We start from the raw sequence: 17,682 nt of genomic DNA, 5'->3' as shown, positions 1-17,682 counted from the left end.
CGTTCGGCGCTCGGGTCGGTCTCCATCGTTGTCCTGTCTTCCGTACGGGTAAAAGCAACCTTAGTATTCTCAAATCCTTGCTAGATTATCCCGTTTACACGGTTTGCGCGACACTCCCCGCAAATTCGAAATATCCTTGACAACACAGCTCTAAGGAAGGGCCTCCGCTTTTCTGTCTGATCCCCATGGATGCTCAACCTATAAATCCTCAAAAGTCAGTTGGTCGTTAGGTTCCGGAAACGACCAAAGCCACTTAAATACGTTCTCAAAACCAAGCATGATACCATGCCTGTCACAGGTTTCGCGGACTATCGACTGCAGCCTTTTTGCGTTCGGGCTTGGTATTTCATAGGCGTTGCCGAATGTCCTGATGTACTGCCCTTTTAGGTCCGGGAAATGCCTGTCAAGTTTTTGGTAGAAATACTCCCTGTCGCCATCGCGGAGAGTCAGCCCTATGCCAAAATGGACAATCGCCGTGACCTTTGCTCTGACGCAGTAGTCCAGTATCCCGCGAACATTTTCCTCGGTGTCGTTAATCCACGGCAGTATCGGACACAACCAGACGGTGGTCGAGATTCCGTTGTCGCGGAACACTTCGAGCGCCCTGAACCGCTCGGCGGTGGTGCAGACATTTGGCTCCAATATCCGGCAAAGGCTCTCGTTCACAGTTGTCAGCGTCATTTGAACAACGGCTTTGGCCTTGGTGTTAATTGCTTTCAGCAAAACAAGGTCGCGCAAAACAAGGTTTGATTTTGTCTGTATCGCCACGCCGAACCCATATCGCTCAATGACCTTGAGGCATTGCCGCGTGAGTTTTAACTCGCTTTCAAGCGGGATATACGGGTCGCACATTGCGCCGGACGACAACATACAGCGCTTGCGTTTGCGCCTCAATTGGCCTTCCAGTATCTCGGCGGCGTTTCGCTTGACTTCAATGTCCTCAAAGTCGTGCGTAAACTGATAACATTTACTTCTCGAATCACAGTAAATACAGCCGTGTGTGCAGCCGCGATAGAGGTTAAATCCATTCTTCGGAGAGAGTATGGTCTTGTAGTCGGCATAGTGCATCGCCTCAACACTCCCAAGCCTTGCACGGGTTCGACTTATTTTCAACAGTAGTGGCTTGCAGCGCGGCGGCGGTCGTATCACGGCGGATTTGCTCGGACTCCGCGCTATATTCCATGCCATCCAAATCCAAATATCTGTACTGAACACCGTAATGCGCCCATATCTTCGGAATTTCCCGCGGCGCGAATATCACCGTGGCTGTGTTGTCATTCGGGTGAACGCCGATCAGATCGTAATCGTTCACTTTGCTGTCTATCAGGAAAACAACGTCCGTGTCCGGTTTGCCGATGACGTTCAGGAACGAAACCGAACCGGGTTGGATGTTCAGCTTTGCATACAGTTCTTCATCGTTGCCGAAACTGAACCGGGTTTCACTGAGCAACTCCGCCACAAGCCGCAAATCGGCGCGTTTATTAAGCGGGAGTGAGAGCAGATAATATCGGCTCTTGTCCTTGTTTCGCAGAAACAGGTTTTTGAAGATAACCGCCCCAATATTAACACGGTGAATCTCGTTGTCCGCTGCCGTAAACAGCGGTGGGTGGTCAACCTTGCGGTATGCTATTTCTAAGCCGTCAAGCTCGGCGTAAACCTGTTCCTGCCGCTCTTTGTTCATTGGCTTATACCCCGTTTCGTGTCTTCACGAACCGCCGCTTGCCCGTAAATGATTCGAGTGTAACCTTATAAACGGCGGTAATATCCAAAACCTTGAGGTCGTACTCAAAACCGCCGAAGCCGCAATGGTCGAGCAGCAAGTCTATGCCTTTGACGGCTTCATCGCCGCTGACCAGTTCGCATGTGCCGAACCCGATGACACTCTCATATTCTGTCGTGACGCTTCCCGACACTTCGGCGTAGCTGTGGAAGATATCCGCCTCTACACAGACATGCGGATTGGCGCGGATCAGGTCGTGCTTCAAACCGTCTTTCGCACCGTGGAAGTGGAGTGTTATCTTGCCGTCTTCAGTTTCAAGCCCAAACGACAATGGCACGACATAGGGGTAAGGCTCATCGCGAAGACCAAGCCGGATTGTGTCAGCGCGGCGCAGAATGTCTGTTATTTCATTGAAATCTGTGACTTCGCGGTCAGAACGTCTCATCTTTCGCCCTCCCGTCTTCTTTGTTGCTTTGTTTGTCAGTATAACACGGGGAGATAAAGCTGTCAACAATGTTGATAATTGGGCGAAACCACCTGCTATTTCCACACTTTTGTGCTATTTTGCTTAACGTCTATACAAGTAGTTGGATACAAAACAGCGGCCCCACCTGCGTGGGACCGCTGTTTTGTATCCAATATTTACCAGCTTGTGCGGTCGCCCCAAGGCGGTGTTCAGTTCACGAAGGTCTGCCGCAGTTGGTCGACGTCGGCGGCGGGGGCGGGTTGGACGGGGTACCAGCCGCGGGCGTTCATGGATTGAAAGAGTTCGGACTGGATCGCATGTCCGTCTTTGAGAAGCTCCAAAAAGTCGTCGCGCAAATTTACGTCAGCGCATTCGCCGGCAAAGGTGTTGTAGTTGCCGGAAAGAAATTTTTCGCCGGAGAGAAAGTCGTTCAGGATCTCCTTGTCTCCCAGCAAGCCGCTTGTCGCTTGGGTTGTCGTGTTCATGGTGACGCCCTCCTACCGAAGATGATTGGTCAGTGTGTCGAAGTGCCGCTGGTGCCGGGCGGCGATACCCGTGAATTGGTTCTTCAGCGCCGCGTCGGTGCACTGTCCGGCCATCGTCCGGTACTTTTTGACGAGGATCTGCTCCGTGCCGAGCAGATCCTTGAGGGCCGAGCACTCCTTGGTCGTCAGATTGGCCATTGGCCTCACTCCTTTTCGGCGCCCACGCGCCCGATTTTCATCGGTAGTATGAGCCAAAGCCGGCCGGAGTATGTATGATTCATGTATCTTGTGTGGCTACGCTTTGCTGCCGACGATCTTACAGGGTTGAACGTTCCAGATCTCCGAGGCATAGAGGCCGATTGTGTGATCCGAGGAGAAATGCCCCGAGAAAGCGATGTTCGTAAGCGCCATGCGCTGCCAGATCTCCTGGTCGCAGTAACGCGCGCCCAGCCGCGCCTGCGTGTCCGCGTAACTGTCGAAGTCACGCAGCACAAAGAACTCATCGTTGTACTGCAGGAGCGAACGCGTGATGTTGTTGAATTCGTCGTGTGGCACCCGCGGGGAAAGCCCGCCCTGGAGCTGCGCCAGAATGCGGCTCAGCCGCGTGTCGCTCTCTGCCAGCGCGGCGGCGTTGTAACCGCCGTTTGCGTAGTAGTCCAACACGTCGCGGACTTTGAGGCCAAAGAGGAAGAAATTATCATCCCCCACCAGTTCACGGATCTCGATGTTTGCGCCGTCGTCCGTGCCGATCGTCACCGCGCCGTTCATCATAAACTTCATGTTCCCCGTACCGGAGGCCTCCTTCGAGGCGGTCGAGATCTGCTCGCTGACGTCTGAGGCGGGGAAAACCAGCTCGGCGATGGGGATGCCGTAATTTTCGAGGAACACAAGCTTGATACGCCCGTCCACGCGGCTGTCGTTGTGGATTACTAAGGCCAGCTCGTTGATGAATTTGATGATGTTTTTGGCGTAGTAGTAGCTCGGCGCCGCTTTGCCGGCGATGATGAAAGTGCGCGGCGTCATCTCAAGCGCCGGGTTGTCGCAGATCTGGTTGTAGAGGTGCAGGATATGCAGGGCGTTGAGGAGCTGGCGTTTATAGGCGTGGACTCGCTTGACCTGTACGTCGAAGATCGAGTCCGGGTCCACGGCCACGCCGTTGTTCTTCATGATATACGCGGCCAGACGTTCCTTGTTTTGCCGTTTGATCCGACGCAGCCGGTCCAGCACCACCGGATCGGCGCGGAAGTCGAGCAATCCCTTCAGCCGCTCCGGCGCCGAGATCCACTTCTCGCCGATGAGTTCGCTGATCATATCCGTGAGCGGCGGGTTTGACTTGATCAACCAGCGGCGGTGCGTCACGCCGTTTGTCTTGTTGTTGAATTTCTCCGGGAAAAACTCATGGAGTTCCCGCATGACGACGCTCTTTAGCAGCTCGCTGTGGACGGCAGCCACGCCGTTCACACTGTGCGACCCCACGACGGCAAGATTTGCCATCTTGACGACGCCGTCTGAGATGATGGACATGCGCCGCACGCGCTCCGAATCGTTCGGGTACGCTCTCGTCAGCTCAAGGCAGAAGCGGCGGTTGATCTCCTCGACGATCATCATCATGCGCGGCAGGAGTTCCCGGAAGGTGTCGACCGGCCAAGTCTCCAGCGCCTCCGGCAGAATCGTGTGGTTCGTGTAGGCGATGATGGACGTGGTCTGCGCCCAGGCGTCCTCCCAACCCATGCCCTCCTCGTCGATCAAGATGCGCATGAGCTCGGGCACGGCCAGCGCCGGGTGGGTGTCGTTGATGTGCACGGCGATGCGGTCGGAGAGATGTGTGATGTCCAGATGCTTCCGCTTGAAGCGCCTTACGATACTCGTAAGGCCGGCCGACACAAAGAAATACTGCTGCTTGAGACGCAGCTGCCGGTTTTGGTAGTTGGAATCGTCCGGATAGAGCACCTCGGAGATGGCCTCCACCGCATAACGGTTCGAGACGGCGCTGATGTAGTCTCCCCGGGAGAAGGAGGAGAAGTCGAAATAGCTGTCGATCGCCTCGGCGCTCCAGAGGCGCAGCGTGTTCACCGTGTTGTTGCGGTAGCCCAAAATGGGCATGTCGTACGGGACGGCCAGCACGGGCACATAACCCACATGTTCGAAGTGCACCTTGCCCGTTTCGTCAAACGAAGTTTCGACCCGCCCGCCGAATTTGATCACCACGGCCTTGTCCGGTTTGCAGATCTCCCAGGCGTTTGTCTCCCGCAGCCAGTTGTCGGGCAGTTCCACCTGGTAACCGTCGATGATCTTCTGGGAAAAAAGGCCGTACTTGTAGCGGATGCCGCAGCCGTGCCCCGGCAGGCTCATGGAAGCGATGGAGTCGAGAAAACAGGCGGCAAGGCGGCCCAGTCCGCCGTTGCCCAGCCCCGCGTCCGGCTCGACGCCAAAGAGCTCGTCCAGATCGATGCCGAGCTCGGCGAGGCCCTGCCGGCAGATGTCGCCCATCCCCGTGTAGAGCAGATGGGCCTCCAAAAACTTGCCCACCAGGAATTCAAGCGAGAAATAGTACACCTGACGGTGGCCCTGAATCAAATAGGTGTCGTTTGTCTTGATCCACTTGTCGTTGATCGCGTCGCGGAGCATCGAAGCCAACGCGACATACTTGTCCGACAGGGAGGCGTCCTCCAGCGACTTGCCGAACATGGAGGCGATCTTCTTCTTGTAACTGCGCTTAAACGTCGCTTTGTTCGCAAACATGGTATTCCTCCGTTACAGGGTGCGCCGACCGCCATGCCGCCGGCGGCGCCGTCTCTTTCGGTAGGGCTCCGAGCATTTTTGCTTCATCTGACGAATGACGAAAAAATCGACTCGGCCGTCGTCAGGCGTACTTTTGTCAGATGAACCCTATATCAATCATCGTGCGGGAACGCCGGCAAAATAATAGATTTTAGAAAAAATATCTCGAAATATCCCAATAGAATGACATAAAATGGAATATCGGCGTCTCTCACTAACGTGGGTTGCACCTGCAACCCACAACCCAAATTCTTGTTTTTTGTTGCCGCGAAGCGGCAACAAGGTACTAAAATCGCGGACGCAGCGCCGCCAAGGCGGAGAGCAGGAGCAGATGCGCCGGGTAGAAGGCGTAAAAGAACCATTGCCGGAAACGGTCGTGCCGGCCTGTGCCGCCCTTCTCGCCGTTGTAAAGGGAGATGGGGATGAGCGCAAAAGCGGCGCAGGCGAGGAAGAAAGACCATTCGAGACCGTTTCGGCGGGAGAAGAGGCTGTACAAAAAGAAGACCGCGTCCGCGGTGAGAAAAGCCGCGGCCCGGGCCGCGGGCTGGCCGCGAAAGCGGTAGAATACAAACGTGAACAGCACGCCGAAAGCGCCGTAGTCGGAGTGCAGCAGCTCGCAGAGCGCCGCGCACGTGAGCAGGGAAAGCAGCGACGCCACCGACAGGCCGCGCGTCTCGAAGTGGTCATAGAGCCAGATGGCCGCCAGCGCGAGGGCCAGCGTGAAAAAAACGTTCTGCGAGGAAAATTCCAGCGGCGTACGCGCAAACAGGAGGTCGTACGGGACCTCCGAGAGCAAGGCGAACAGGGACAGCCGCATGAAATACCGGCGGGGGTTGCGGGTGTGAAAATACCCCTCGGCAATCAGAAAACAAAACAGCGGCATCGCCAGCCGGCCGACGAGACGCATGGCCGGGGCCAGGGAGGCCAGCGGCTCCGGCATCATCGGAGCCAGGGCGTACCCCATGTGGTCGATGAGCATCGTGACGACGGCGATCAGTTTCAGCGCCAGGGAGGACAAGGCACCCACCCCTTATTTGATATACTGGAAGAAATTGGTTGGCGGTTCGCTCTCCGTGATCACACGGAAGGTGTATTCCTGTGCCACCAGGTAGTCGAGGAGTATGGGCAGGGTGTTGGCCGTCGTATGCTTGTCGTGCAGCAGGACGACGGCGGGCTTTTGCGCCTTCTGCAGCTTCTCAAGCTGCGAGACCGCCTTTGCGTAAATACTTTCTTCGGTCGGTTTCCCCACGGAATCTTGCGGATCGACGTTCCAGTCCCAGAACCGGTAGCCGTTGTCGCTCATTGCCTCGCGGAGTTCCGGCGTCAGATAGGGGTGGCTGCCGTAGGGGGTGCGGACCAAGCGCGTGCGGATCATGGCGGCCTCGTAAAGCGCGTCGTTTGTCCGCGTGAGTTCGTCGATCATGGCCTTCGGAGAAGCGTAGAATTCTTCCCGCTTGTGGGTGTAGCTGTGCAGGCCAATCGCGTGTCCGGTGCCTGTCATGCGCCGGATCGAGTCCTCGTTTACGTGCATGTTGGTACCGAGCAGGAAGAACGTGGCGCGTACGTCGTACTCGTCCAAAGTGTCGAGGATCCGCTCGGTGGAGCCGTCCCGCTTCGGACCGTCGTCAAAGGTCAGGTAGATCACCCGCGTCGGGGTGGGGGTCGGCGTGGGGGTGGGGGAGACGGCGGGCGGCGCGGCGGGAAGAACGCTCCCCGGCGCCGGCGTCGGTGTGGGCGTCGGCGCCGGCGGGTTCACATATTCGCGGTAGCGCCGTTCGATGGTGTCGGCGGCGGCGTTTAAAAAAGCCGCGTCGTCCTGCGCGGTGGACGGCAGCCGGACGCGCAGAAGCTTCCCGTACGCCGTGTCCAACACCGCGTAGGTGAGACCAAAGTATTCACAGACCGTGTTGACCGGCACATAGTAGGTGCCGCCCCGGTAGATCAGCGCGTCGCTGTACATCCTGTCCTGGTCGAAGGAGACGCTGCGCTCGATGTCAAAAGTCAGCGAACGGTTCGGTCCGAACAGTGAGAGGTAGTGCGGCTGGTACATGATCGAGGAGAAGATCCCCGTGCCGTTCGTGAACATGCGGTGCGGCGCATAGAGCGTGACCCCCGAGGTGATGGGCATGGCGCCGTCCGTCAGCGGCAAAATCGTGTACCCCACGGCGGTGAAATACACCGTGGGCTCGGCCGCCGCCAGAGGGGCGCCGCCCACGAGAAGAGCGATGCCGCAAAGCAGAGCCGCGAGGCTCCTGGTGAGGTTTTTTCGGCAGTACATCGATATTTCTCCTTGTCGGATTGGTGTTTTTGATATACGATGGGGCCGTGGGCGCCCGTCCGGGCGTCGACCCGCTTGACATATTCTATCATATCATACATCCCGCCGGAAAGGAAATGCCCTTGGGCAAATTTTTGGAGGCGTCGTCTATGCGGCAAAAAGAAACCGGAGCCGGGGCGCCGGCGTACGCTTTTTTTCAGCATGTGCACTGCGAGTATTTTCCCTGCCATGAGATGGGCAGGCCGGAGGATTTCAACTGTCTGTTTTGCTACTGCCCGCTGTATCCGCTGGGGGCGCAATGCGGCGGGACGGTCCGCTACACGCCGGGGGGTGTCAAAGACTGCAGCGCCTGCCTGCGGCCCCACGGACGGGACGGCTACGACTTTGTGATCCGTGCCCTCGGGGCCGTCGTACGCATGGCGGCCCGCCCGTCCGATTTGGCGGAAGACGGTCCGGATGGCGGCTCCGATAGTCTTTGGTCGCCCGGACCACCGCACCCGAGAGAAGAAACAGGGCGATGAGGTTTGGCACAGCCATGAGGGCGTTGCACAGGTCGGCCAACGACCACAGCAGCGCCGGCTGGAGCACCGCGCCGGCGTAGACCGCTGCGATGTAGCCCGCGCGAAAGAGGCGGCGGGCCCGTCGCGCCGCGCCAGGAAATAGATAGACGCAGCATTGCTCCCCATAAAAGCACCAACCGAGGAGAGAGCCGAGCGCAAACAAAATCGTACAGACGCCGACGAACCACGTGCCCGCCGGGCCCAGCGCGCGCGTGAAGGCGGACATGGCAAGCACCGCCGCGCCGCCGGCGGTCCCGGCGCGCCAGGCGTCAAAGGCACCGGAGGCGAGGATGACCAGCGCGGTCAGCGTGCAGAGGACCAATGTGTCCAAAAACACTTCCATCGCACCCCAAAATCCCTGCTCCACGGGTTCCCGGGCGCCCGCCGCCGCGTGGGCGATGGCCGCCGAACCGAGGCCGGCCTCGTTGGAGAACGCGCCGCGCGCCAGCCCGACGCGCAGTGCCTGCGACAGCGCGTAGCCCCCCGCGCCGGCGGCGGCCGGCCGCAGGGCGAAGGCGCCCTGTACAATGCGCGCCAGCGAGGGTACGATCTGGTCGCGGCACAGCACGAGCACGGCGAGGGCGCCCAGCACGTAGAGACCCGCCATGCACGGCACCAGTGTCTGGGCCGTTCGGGCGACGGCGCGCGCGCCGCCTGCGACGACGAGGGCCGTGATGAGCGCGGCGATGAGGCCGGACCGGCCGGCCGGGACGGCCCACAGTTTGTGGGCGGCCTGTGCGAGGGAGGCGGACTGGACCATGTTGCCCATGCCGAGGGAGGCTGGCAGGGCCGCCAGCGCGAAGAGCGCCGCGAGGCGCGGCCGGCCCAGCCCGTCGCGCAGGACATACATGGGCCCGCCGCAATAGCCGCCGCGTCCGTCGCGGCGGCGAAAGAGCTGTGCCAGCACGACCTCGGCGTACTTGGTCGCCATGCCAAAGAACGCCGACACCCACATCCAAAAGATGGCGCCGGGCCCGCCGGCCATCAGAGCCGCCGCTATGCCGGCCACATTGCCGGTGCCCACTGTGGAGGCCAGCGCCGTGCTCATGGCCTGAAAGGGTGTGAGGCCGCCGGCGGAAACCGCTCGCCCGGCCAGCAGGTCCCCAAAGGTGCGGCGCCATATCGTGCGCCAGCGCGTCAGCGGCAGGCAGCCGGTGCGCACCGTGAGGAAGATCCCCGCGCCGAGCAGGAGCACCAGCATGACCGGTCCCCAGAGAAATCTAGTCGCCGCCTCCAGCGCCTGCCCGGCCCACCGGCCGACGCTCTCCCGGACCATGCGAATTCCCCCTGCCCCGGCGTCTGTACGCCAAAATTTCCAATATAGTACCTTGTTGCCGCAAAGCGGCGTGCGGGCGCGGTGCACTTTTGTGTGCCGCGTCACGTTTAATGTATGGAGAAACGGCTCATAATAGAAGGACAAAATGCCGGCGCCCGGTCTGTCTGAGTTTATCAATGGCTCAGGTGTCAGAAGTGCGTCTGCCGAAGGCCGAAGCTTCTGACACCCGAACCATCAATGAGGTGAGCCGTCGACGATGAAAGCCGTGATCCTGGCGGGCGGGTCGGGGACCCGTCTGCGTCCCCTGAGCTGCCGCCGCCCCAAACCCATGGTGGGGCTGTTGGACCGTCCGGTCCTCGAACACATTTTGCGTTACCTGCGCCGTCAGGGCGTCACCGAGGTCTGTCTCGCGCTGCGGACCTTGCCGCAGATGATCATCGATTGTTTCGGAGACGGGGCGGCGCTCGGCATGCGGCTGCGGTATGAGATCGAAACGACTCCGCTTGGGACAGCCGGCGGCGTCGCGGCCTGCGCGCGTTTCGTGGACCCCGGGGAGAGCTTTTTGGTGATCAGCGGCGACGCGGTTCTCGACCTGGACCTGAGGCCATGTCTGGCGCTGCACCGGGCGCGGCAGGCCCTCGCCACGCTGGTGCTGCACCGGCAGGCGGAACCGCTCGAATACGGCCTTGTCATGACGGACGGCGCCGGGCGCGTCACACGCTTTATCGAGAAACCCGCGTGGAGCCAGGTGTTCTGCGACACCGTCAACACGGGGGTCTATCTATTGCACCCATCTCTGCTGGCACGCATCCCCGCGCGCCGGCCGGTGGATTTTGCACGCGACCTCTTCCCGGTGCTGCTGGGTGAGGGGACGCCGCTGTACGCCGCCGTCGCCGCGGGCTACTGGTGTGACATCGGCGATGCGGAGAGCTACCGGCGGTGTTGCTTTGACGCGCTGGACGGGCGGCTCACGCTGGACAAGCAGGCCGCCCGGGTCCGTGCGGGCGTCTGGACCGCCTCGCCCCTCCCGGACGGCGTCCGGGTGACGGCGCCCTGTTACATTGGGGCGAACGTTCAGTTGGAGCGCGGCGCGGCGGTGGGTCCGTACGCCGTGGTGGGCGCGGGGAGCCTGGTGGGCGCGCGCGCCGTGGTGGCGCACAGCGTGCTGGAGAGAGCGGAGCTCGGGCCGGACACGCGGGTGTGGGGCGCCGTGGCCGCGCAAGGCTGCGTACTGCGGGCGGGCGCCGCGTTGCGGGCGGGCAGTGTGTTGGGCGAGGATGTGGTCGTCGGCGCGCATGCCGTCGTCTGCGAGGATGTGCGCGTCTGGTCCGGCCGGGAAATCGAACCCGGCGCGCACGTCGCGGACAGCCTGGCCGGCGCGCAGCGCCGGCGGCCCACCGTCTTCGACGGGCCGGGCTGTCTCTCGGGGCAGTTGCATGTGGATCTCACGCCGGCGCTGTGCCTGCGGCTGGGCGCGGCCTGCGCACAGCCGGCCCGCGCGCGCGAGGTCGGGATCGCCCATGCCGGCGGGGCCGCCGCCGGGGCGGCGGCGCTGGCGCTGGCGGCCGGCGTGCGTGCGGCCGGCGGACACACGGCCAGCCACGACGCCGGCACGCCGGCCTGTGCCGCTTACGCCGCCGCCGCTCACCGCTGGCCGTTGTCCCTGTTTGTATGGCAGAAGGCCGGATTTCTCACATTGCATGTCTTTGAAGAGGACGGCTTGCCGTTGGGCCGCGCCGGCGAGCGGATGCTGGCGGGAGCGGCCCAACGCGGCGAGACGGTGCTCGTGCGCGCGGACCGGGTCGGTCAAGACCGCCGCCTCGCGGGGCTGTCGGCGCGCTATGCCGCCGCGGCGGCGGCGGCGGCCGGCCCGACCGGCACGCTGCGCGTGGGCGCGCCTGGGGCAGACGTTTCGGCGGCGCTGCTGCGTGCGGCGCTGACCGCCGCCGGCGCCGAGGTCGGTGTGGAGGAGGCCGCACCGTGTTTCACGCTCACGGAGGACGGGCTTGCGCTCTCGGCCGTAGACGAGCAAAGCCGAAGGCTGTCTCATGCGCGGCTGCTGGCTCTGACGGCTCTGACGCTGTGGGAGTCCGGGCGGAGCGTGCTGGCCGTGCCGTACGACGCGCCGGTGTTTTTGGACGCGGTGGCCGCGGCGGCGGGCGGGCGGCTGCTGCGGCTCGGCCGGGATGCGGACGGAGCCGCCCGGCGGAGGCTCGCGGAGACGCCGCCGTTGTGGGATGCGCTCTGCATGGCCGTTTGGCTGTGCCGCGTACTGGCGCGCGGCGGCCTGACGCTGGCCGCCTTGCACGACCGCCTGCCGCCTTCGGCGCTGTCGGTGGCCGAGGTGGAGTTGCAAAGCGATCGCGGCGCCGCGATGCGCGGCCTGGCCGGTCCCCTTCTGGCGAAGGGGGCGGAGCTCGTGGATGGACTGCGCGCACCGGTGCGGGGCGGCTTTGTGCATGTGTCGCCTCTGCCAGGGCGCCGGGCGCTGCGCGTCGTGGGTGAGGCGGCCACCGAGGAGGCGGCGGCCGAGCTATGCGCCGAGGTTTGCCGTGCGGCCCGCCGACTCGACGGCGGCGCCGAAATTCCGTGAAACGGCTGAGCAGCGCAAAAAATCTCCTGTACAACGAAATGGTTTTATGCTATACTAAATGAAATTGGTGTGCGCGCCGGGTTTCCCCGATCTGGCGGCACATCTGCGGTCCGGTCGTGGGCTCGCCTGACGGGTCCAATCGCGGCATCGCGCGAGGACCGGACGCCGGTTTGGGTTGTCTTTGGGGGCCGTTTGCATGTAAAATAATTTTCAAACGACTCTCGAGATGAGATGGCGCGGCGCGCCTCAAAATTCATGGTTCAGACGCACCTCTGACGCCTGAACCATACATACGAAGGCCTGCCGCTTATGCGGCGGCCTCCGGGAACCCACAGCCACACGGCGATGCGGGGGAGGCTTTTCCTCCCCTCTGTTTTGGTTTGTCCGCGGGACGCCTTCAGGGCGAACACATAGGTCGCCTCTATGTTGGGTTGCCCGCGGGTGCGCCTGTTGTTTGTGCGACCACAAAGGGCGCGGCGGCTTTGTCCGCCTCCCTACTTTTAGGCAGGAGAGGATCTTAAAACCATGTCCGAAAAACTCAAAATCATCCCGCTGGGAGGTCTCGGTGAGATCGGGAAAAACATGACCGTCTACGAATGCGGCGGCGACCTGTTGGTGGTCGACTGCGGCGTGGCCTTCCCGGACAACGACATGTTCGGCATCGACCTTGTCATCCCCGACATGAGCTACCTCATCAAACACAAGAACCGTATCCGCGCCGTTGTCATCACCCACGGCCACGAGGACCATGTGGGCGCCGTGCCCTTTTTGCTGCGCGAGATCAAAGTGCCTATCTACTGCACGCCGCTCACGGCGGGCCTTATTGAGATCAAGCTGGAAGAGAGCCGCCAGCGCCGCGAGGCCGATCTGCGCACGCTGCGAGCGGGAGAGAGCTTCCGGGCGGGCTGCTTTTCCGTGGAGCTGATCCGCGTCAACCACTCGATCGCGGACGCCGTCTCGCTGGCCATCACCACGCCGCTGGGCGTCGTCGTCCACACCGGCGACTTCAAGATCGACTCGACGCCGGTGGGGGACGCCGTCATCGACCTGACCCGGTTCGGTCAGCTCGGCAAAGAGGGTGTGCTGGCGCTGTTGTCGGACTCCACCAATGTGGAGCGTCCCGGTTACGCCATGAGCGAGCGCAAGGTGGGCGAGTCGCTGGACGCGCTGTTTCGGGGCTGCGACCAGCGCATCATTGTGACCACGTTTGCCTCCAACGTCCACCGCATTCAACAGATCATTGACGCCGCGGCCCGGTACGGCCGTAAGGTGGCCATCACGGGCCGCAGTATGGAGAATATCCTGCGAGTGGCCATCGAGCTCGGCTACATGGATATCCCGCCCAGCACGATCATCGAGCTCTCTCAGGTCAAGGGAATGCCGAAGCACAAGGTGGTCATCGTCACGACCGGCAGCCAAGGCGAGCCCATGTCGGCGCTTTACCGCATGGCCATCTCCGGCCACAAGCACATCGAAATCGTCCCGGGCGACAGAGTCATTATCTCGGCGAGTCCGATCCCCGGCAACGAAAAGACCATCTCGAAGGTCATCAATGAGCTCTTCCGCAAGGGCGCGGAGGTCATCTACGAGCGGTTGGCCGACGTCCACGTGTCGGGCCACGCCTGTCAGGAGGAGCTCAAGCTGATGCTGGCGCTCACCCAGCCGAAGTACTTTATGCCGGTGCACGGCGAGTATCGCCACCTGCGGGCCCACGCGATGCTGGCGCGCCAGTTTGTCGCCGATCCGAAGAACATCTTCATCGCGTCGCTCGGGCAGATGCTCACGATCACCGAGCAGTCGGCCAAGCTCGGCGGCTCGGTGCCGGCGGGCCGTGTGCTGATCGATGGCCTCGGCGTCGGCGATGTGGGCAGCGTCGTGCTCCGCGACCGCAAGCTGCTCGCGGAGGACGGGCTCATTGTGGTGGTGGTGACGCTGGACGGAGAGGACGGCTCCGTCAGTGCCGGCCCGGACATCGTCTCCCGCGGGTTCATCTACGTCAAGGAGTCCGAGGACTTGATGGAGGAGATGAAGACCATCGCCGTGAACGCCCTGAACCAGTGCTGCGACCAGCACCTCACCGACTGGAGCGCCATCAAAGCCGCCATCAAAGGCGCCCTGTCGGACTACCTCTACAAAAAAATCAAACGCAGCCCCATGATCCTCCCCGTAATAATGGAAATATAAGGGAATTAATGCCTGCGGTATTCCGACGGTGCGATGCCCTCCAATTTGATAAATTGCTTTCTGAATTGTTTGGGGTCTTTGTAGCCGACGTGTTCGCCGATCTGCGTGACCGAGAGGTCCAGATTTTTCAGCAGTTTTTTTGCGGCGCTTACGCGGACGCCGGTGAGATAATCGATGTAGTTTGTGCCGGTTTCTTTTTTAAACAGCGCACTGAAATAAGAGGGGCTTAAAAACACATGTGCCGCGACGCAGTCCAGCGTGAGCGGCAGATGAAATTGCCGGTCGATAAAGGCCATCGCCTCTTTTACAATGCAGGAATAGGTACGTTTTATATGCGTCTTGGTATGGATCGTCTCGGCGGCGGAATTTAGCACATGGCAAAGCTCGGACGGGGAGAGGGGCTTGGGGAGAAAGTCCAGTACCCCCAAGCGCATCGCGGTGCGGGCGTATTCAAAGCTTGCGTATGCCGATGTGATGATGTACAGGATGGGAAGGCCCAATTCAATGGTTCTCGCAACCACCTCAAGGCCGCTGAGACAGGGCATGGTGATGTCTGTGATGACAATGTCCGGCTCTTTTTGGACGGTCAACTCCAGCAGCTCCTTGCCGTCCCGGGCGAAGCCGACCAAGTCGACGTCCTCGCGGCCTGTTGTCAAAACCATGCGCCTCAGCGCGTGTAAGGTCAGATCTTCATCGTCGGCGATGATAATCCGCATGAGCCGTGTGCCCCCTCTCGCGATTCTGCGCGCGGCGTTCGCGTGTCCGGAAAGGTCAAAGAAATGCATGTTTTGACACGCGGCTCACTGACAATGGCGCAGCGGGCTTTGTTGTCAAAGAAGAGCTGCAGACGGTTGTATACGTTCATCAGCCCGATCTCTTTGTCGTCGCTGTACGCAAGCCCACTTATCAGCCTGTCTCGCAGCTTCGTCAGTTTTTCCTCCGGGATCCCCTGCCCGTTGTCGGCGATATCAATCGTGACTTGTCCGTTTTGAGAAGCCACCGAAACTTCGATCTTGCCGCCGCTGCGCAGGTCGCCGACACCGTGAGAGATAGAATTTTCTACCAGCGGCTGCAGGATCAAGGCCGGCACGCGGACATTGAGGCACGCGGGCGCAAAATTGACGGCAAACCGGATGCGGTCTCCAAACCGGATCTGCTGGATGTCTATATACGCCTCGATGTTCTGTTTCTCGTCGTTCAAAGTGACAATCTTGTCCACCTTTGACAGGGCATACCGCAGGTATACGGCGATCTGTCTCAACAGATGTTCGGTTTGCTTCGCCCCTTCGATGTAGGCAAGCTCGGCCGAGATGCTCATCACATTGAACAAAAAATGGGGATTCACCTGAGACTGGAGAAAGCGCTGATGCGCGTGCTCCAGTTTTTTTTGCATCTGTGCGCGCTGCGTCTCTTCTAAGCGCAGCTGCTGCTCCAGCCGCGCCTTTTCCCGCAGCTCGGCCATCTGTTTGCTGAGCCGATCCAGCATGCGGTAGTAATTCTGTGTCAATATCGTGGTCTCGTCCTGACGCCCCGAGGGGAGAGAGGGCAGCGGCGGGGCCTGATAATCCGGGGTGTTCCATGTGGCCGCCGTCATCTCGGAGAGGTGCAGGACCGGCCCCAGCAGTTTTTGAGAAAAGCGTTTTGTGTATACAATGCTCAGCGTTCCAAGCAGGATGAGGAGCAGAAAAAAGAGTCTGCGCTGCCAGCGGGTCAGGCTGTCAACCTGTTGTTCGTTTTCGGTCCGGGTCGTCTCCATGGACAGCTCAAAGGTCTTGTACAGCCGCGTGATCAGCATTTTCGTCCGGTGGAGGTCGTCGTATCGGCGCAGCATCTCCGTCACGGAAACCCCGTTGGCGTTCTCCAAAAATGTCCGGATGGCGCTCACATAGCTGCGGGCGATTTCCCACTGATCCCGCGCAATGGGATCGCCCATCCCCTGCCGCAGGATGCCTGCGCTGTCCAACAAGATCTCACTGTACGCCTCGATGGAGAGCTTCAGATCCTCCGAGGGCGAATGCGCGTATTCGTACAGGGCGCGGTCAATGGAGTCCAGCCCCATATAGTACGTGGCGGCCGATTTGTTGAGCAGTGTCATTTCTTGACTTTTGTGCAATACCCGTTGGCTGCTCCCGTAGACAAACACGGAAAATGTCAGCAGCAGGCCGAAAATGCTGAGACAGAACCGGATCAGCTTATTTTTCAGCGGCTTAAACGTACTCTCACTGTTCATCGCGCCAACCCCAGATTGTTTTTTGTGATCACAACGCAGTCGATGAGATGCTCCTTGGGGCCTGCGGGGTCCTCTAAAACTTGCAGGCAGAGCCGCCCCATGTCGTAGGTCCTCTGCATCAGGGTGGCGTCGATTGTCCCATCTTCAATTGCGTGGAGGATGTATTCATTGGTGTCAAAACAGACCAAGTGCACCGCATCCGTGCGTCCGAATTCCCGCAGGACCTCCGCGGCCGCCTGCCCGGCGATGCTGTCCGAACAAAACAGCGCATTGATCTGCGGGCTGCGCGTCAAAAGCGCGCGCACGCCTTCTATGGTTTCCAAAAGGGACCCCGCGTTCACCGGATGCACTTCCTCGACGATGACGCTGCCTTTCCGTTTGGCCGCCGCTTCCCGAAAACTGTTCTCCCGGTCCCGCAGGCTCCGGGAGGGAAAGCCTGTGCCGATTAACCCGATTTGGAGCGGATCATCTGTACAGCCAGCCAATACCTCTAGGGCGGTATAGCCGGCGGCCCAATTGTCGGAGGTGATGAAGCCAAGCCGGTTGGTGCCCGGCCAATCCTTCCCGTCAAATAAGATATAGCCGATGCCCAGCGCATCCAGCTCGGAAAAGCGGGCGGCATACGAACCGCCGTCGCCGGCTGGAAGAAGAACGACATCGGGCTTGATGAGAAGCGCGCAGGCGATCCTGTCCGTCAAGGTGAGATAATCGTCATAGGTATATACACTGATGGTGTAGTTGGTATCGCCCCCGATCGCGTCGCGCAGGCCCCGATAGATTTGCTGCCAGACATCACTGGTATCGGCTTCGTTGTCGTCGGCTCTCTTAAAGCACAAGATGCGAATCGGTTCCGCGGCGGTTCCCTCATTTGACCGCATGGAACGGCCGGTCCACAGCGCGGCAAACAACAGGATTGCCGTCACAGTGACGGCTGCTGCGGCGGCGGTCCAAAAGCGTTTCAGTGTGTTCACGACCGCATCCACCCTCTTAAAATTTATACAAAAACCCAGTATAAATATAACAGAAAGCACGCGATCTAACAAGGGGGCTTTTTTACGGAATTGGGGGCATTGTTACTGTCTTTGTCACGAAACCTTGTAAAAATACCG

General features: G+C 60.6%; 13 protein-coding genes and 2 pseudogenes. 3 read left to right on the top strand and 12 right to left on the bottom strand.

Annotated features, from left to right (window positions below; all coding sequences use genetic code 11):
• Positions 1 to 198: 198 nt before the first annotated feature.
• The 8 genes and pseudogenes from LBK75_06335 to LBK75_06300 all read right to left on the bottom strand — a co-directional run bounded on the left by LBK75_06335 (position 199) and on the right by LBK75_06300 (position 7,202).
• Complete coding sequence (locus tag LBK75_06335; protein MDR1157910.1) at positions 199 to 1,068, bottom strand: radical SAM protein; 870 nt, start codon at positions 1,066 to 1,068, stop codon at positions 199 to 201.
• Between the two features lie 4 nt (positions 1,069 to 1,072).
• Positions 1,073 to 1,681 (bottom strand): hypothetical protein, encoded by a 609-nt coding sequence (locus LBK75_06330; GenBank protein ID MDR1157909.1) that lies wholly within the window; start codon positions 1,679 to 1,681, stop codon positions 1,073 to 1,075.
• 4 nt (positions 1,682 to 1,685) lie between these two features.
• The gene (locus LBK75_06325) at positions 1,686 to 2,165 is read right to left on the bottom strand and encodes a pyridoxamine 5'-phosphate oxidase family protein (protein MDR1157908.1); all 480 of its coding nucleotides are present in this window, start codon (positions 2,163 to 2,165) and stop codon (positions 1,686 to 1,688) included.
• 230 nt (positions 2,166 to 2,395) lie between these two features.
• Complete coding sequence (locus LBK75_06320; protein ID MDR1157907.1) at positions 2,396 to 2,671, bottom strand: spore coat protein; 276 nt, start codon at positions 2,669 to 2,671, stop codon at positions 2,396 to 2,398.
• Positions 2,672 to 2,683: 12 nt separating this feature from the next.
• A complete protein-coding gene (locus tag LBK75_06315; protein MDR1157906.1) occupies positions 2,684 to 2,869 on the bottom strand; it encodes a hypothetical protein in 186 nt (61 codons plus the stop codon).
• Positions 2,870 to 2,965: 96 nt separating this feature from the next.
• The gene (locus tag LBK75_06310) at positions 2,966 to 5,413 is read right to left on the bottom strand and encodes a glycogen/starch/alpha-glucan phosphorylase (protein MDR1157905.1); all 2,448 of its coding nucleotides are present in this window, start codon (positions 5,411 to 5,413) and stop codon (positions 2,966 to 2,968) included.
• 325 nt (positions 5,414 to 5,738) lie between these two features.
• On the bottom strand, positions 5,739 to 6,470 hold the full coding sequence (locus LBK75_06305; GenBank protein ID MDR1157904.1) for a conjugal transfer protein TraX: 732 nt from the start codon (positions 6,468 to 6,470) through the stop codon (positions 5,739 to 5,741).
• Positions 6,471 to 6,482: 12 nt separating this feature from the next.
• A pseudogene (locus LBK75_06300) lies at positions 6,483 to 7,202 on the bottom strand (polysaccharide deacetylase).
• A gap of 677 nt (positions 7,203 to 7,879) precedes the next feature.
• Between LBK75_06300 and LBK75_06295 the strand changes: the two are divergent.
• Positions 7,880 to 8,122 (top strand): annotated as a pseudogene (locus LBK75_06295) (cysteine-rich small domain-containing protein).
• Here LBK75_06295 and LBK75_06290 read toward each other — a convergent pair.
• Positions 8,064 to 9,491 (bottom strand): amino acid carrier protein, encoded by a 1,428-nt coding sequence (locus LBK75_06290; protein ID MDR1157903.1) that lies wholly within the window; start codon positions 9,489 to 9,491, stop codon positions 8,064 to 8,066. The pseudogene LBK75_06295 and the gene LBK75_06290 sit on opposite strands and share 59 nt — an antisense overlap.
• 331 nt (positions 9,492 to 9,822) lie before the next feature.
• On the opposite strand from LBK75_06290, the gene LBK75_06285 reads away from it, so the two are divergent.
• Together LBK75_06285 and LBK75_06280 are read left to right on the top strand one after the other, a co-directional pair.
• Positions 9,823 to 12,159: a hypothetical protein gene (locus LBK75_06285; GenBank protein MDR1157902.1), complete on the top strand. Its 2,337-nt coding sequence runs from the start codon at positions 9,823 to 9,825 to the stop codon at positions 12,157 to 12,159.
• Between the two features lie 525 nt (positions 12,160 to 12,684).
• Positions 12,685 to 14,343, top strand: coding sequence for a ribonuclease J (locus LBK75_06280; protein MDR1157901.1), 1,659 nt, complete (start codon positions 12,685 to 12,687; stop codon positions 14,341 to 14,343).
• Between the two features lie 5 nt (positions 14,344 to 14,348).
• On the opposite strand, the gene LBK75_06275 is transcribed toward LBK75_06280, so the two are convergent.
• The 3 genes from LBK75_06275 to LBK75_06265 are packed head-to-tail and all read right to left on the bottom strand — an operon-like array spanning position 14,349 to position 17,544.
• Positions 14,349 to 15,059 carry a helix-turn-helix domain-containing protein gene (locus tag LBK75_06275; protein ID MDR1157900.1) on the bottom strand — a complete coding sequence of 237 codons (711 nt, stop codon included), beginning with the start codon at positions 15,057 to 15,059 and terminating at the stop codon, positions 14,349 to 14,351.
• A complete protein-coding gene (locus LBK75_06270) occupies positions 15,026 to 16,573 on the bottom strand; it encodes a sensor histidine kinase (GenBank protein MDR1157899.1) in 1,548 nt (515 codons plus the stop codon). The genes LBK75_06275 and LBK75_06270 overlap by 34 nt, the downstream gene beginning before the upstream one ends.
• On the bottom strand, positions 16,570 to 17,544 hold the full coding sequence (locus LBK75_06265) for a substrate-binding domain-containing protein (protein ID MDR1157898.1): 975 nt from the start codon (positions 17,542 to 17,544) through the stop codon (positions 16,570 to 16,572). Before LBK75_06265 ends, LBK75_06270 begins: the two co-directional genes overlap by 4 nt.
• Positions 17,545 to 17,682 lie beyond the last annotated feature (138 nt).

The sequence above is a fragment of the Oscillospiraceae bacterium genome (assembly GCA_031265355.1).
Taxonomy (GTDB): domain Bacteria; phylum Bacillota; class Clostridia; order Oscillospirales; family UBA929; genus JAIRTA01.
The sequence above is the reverse complement of the archived record's forward strand: the minus strand, read 5'-3'. Positions and strand labels throughout refer to the sequence as shown.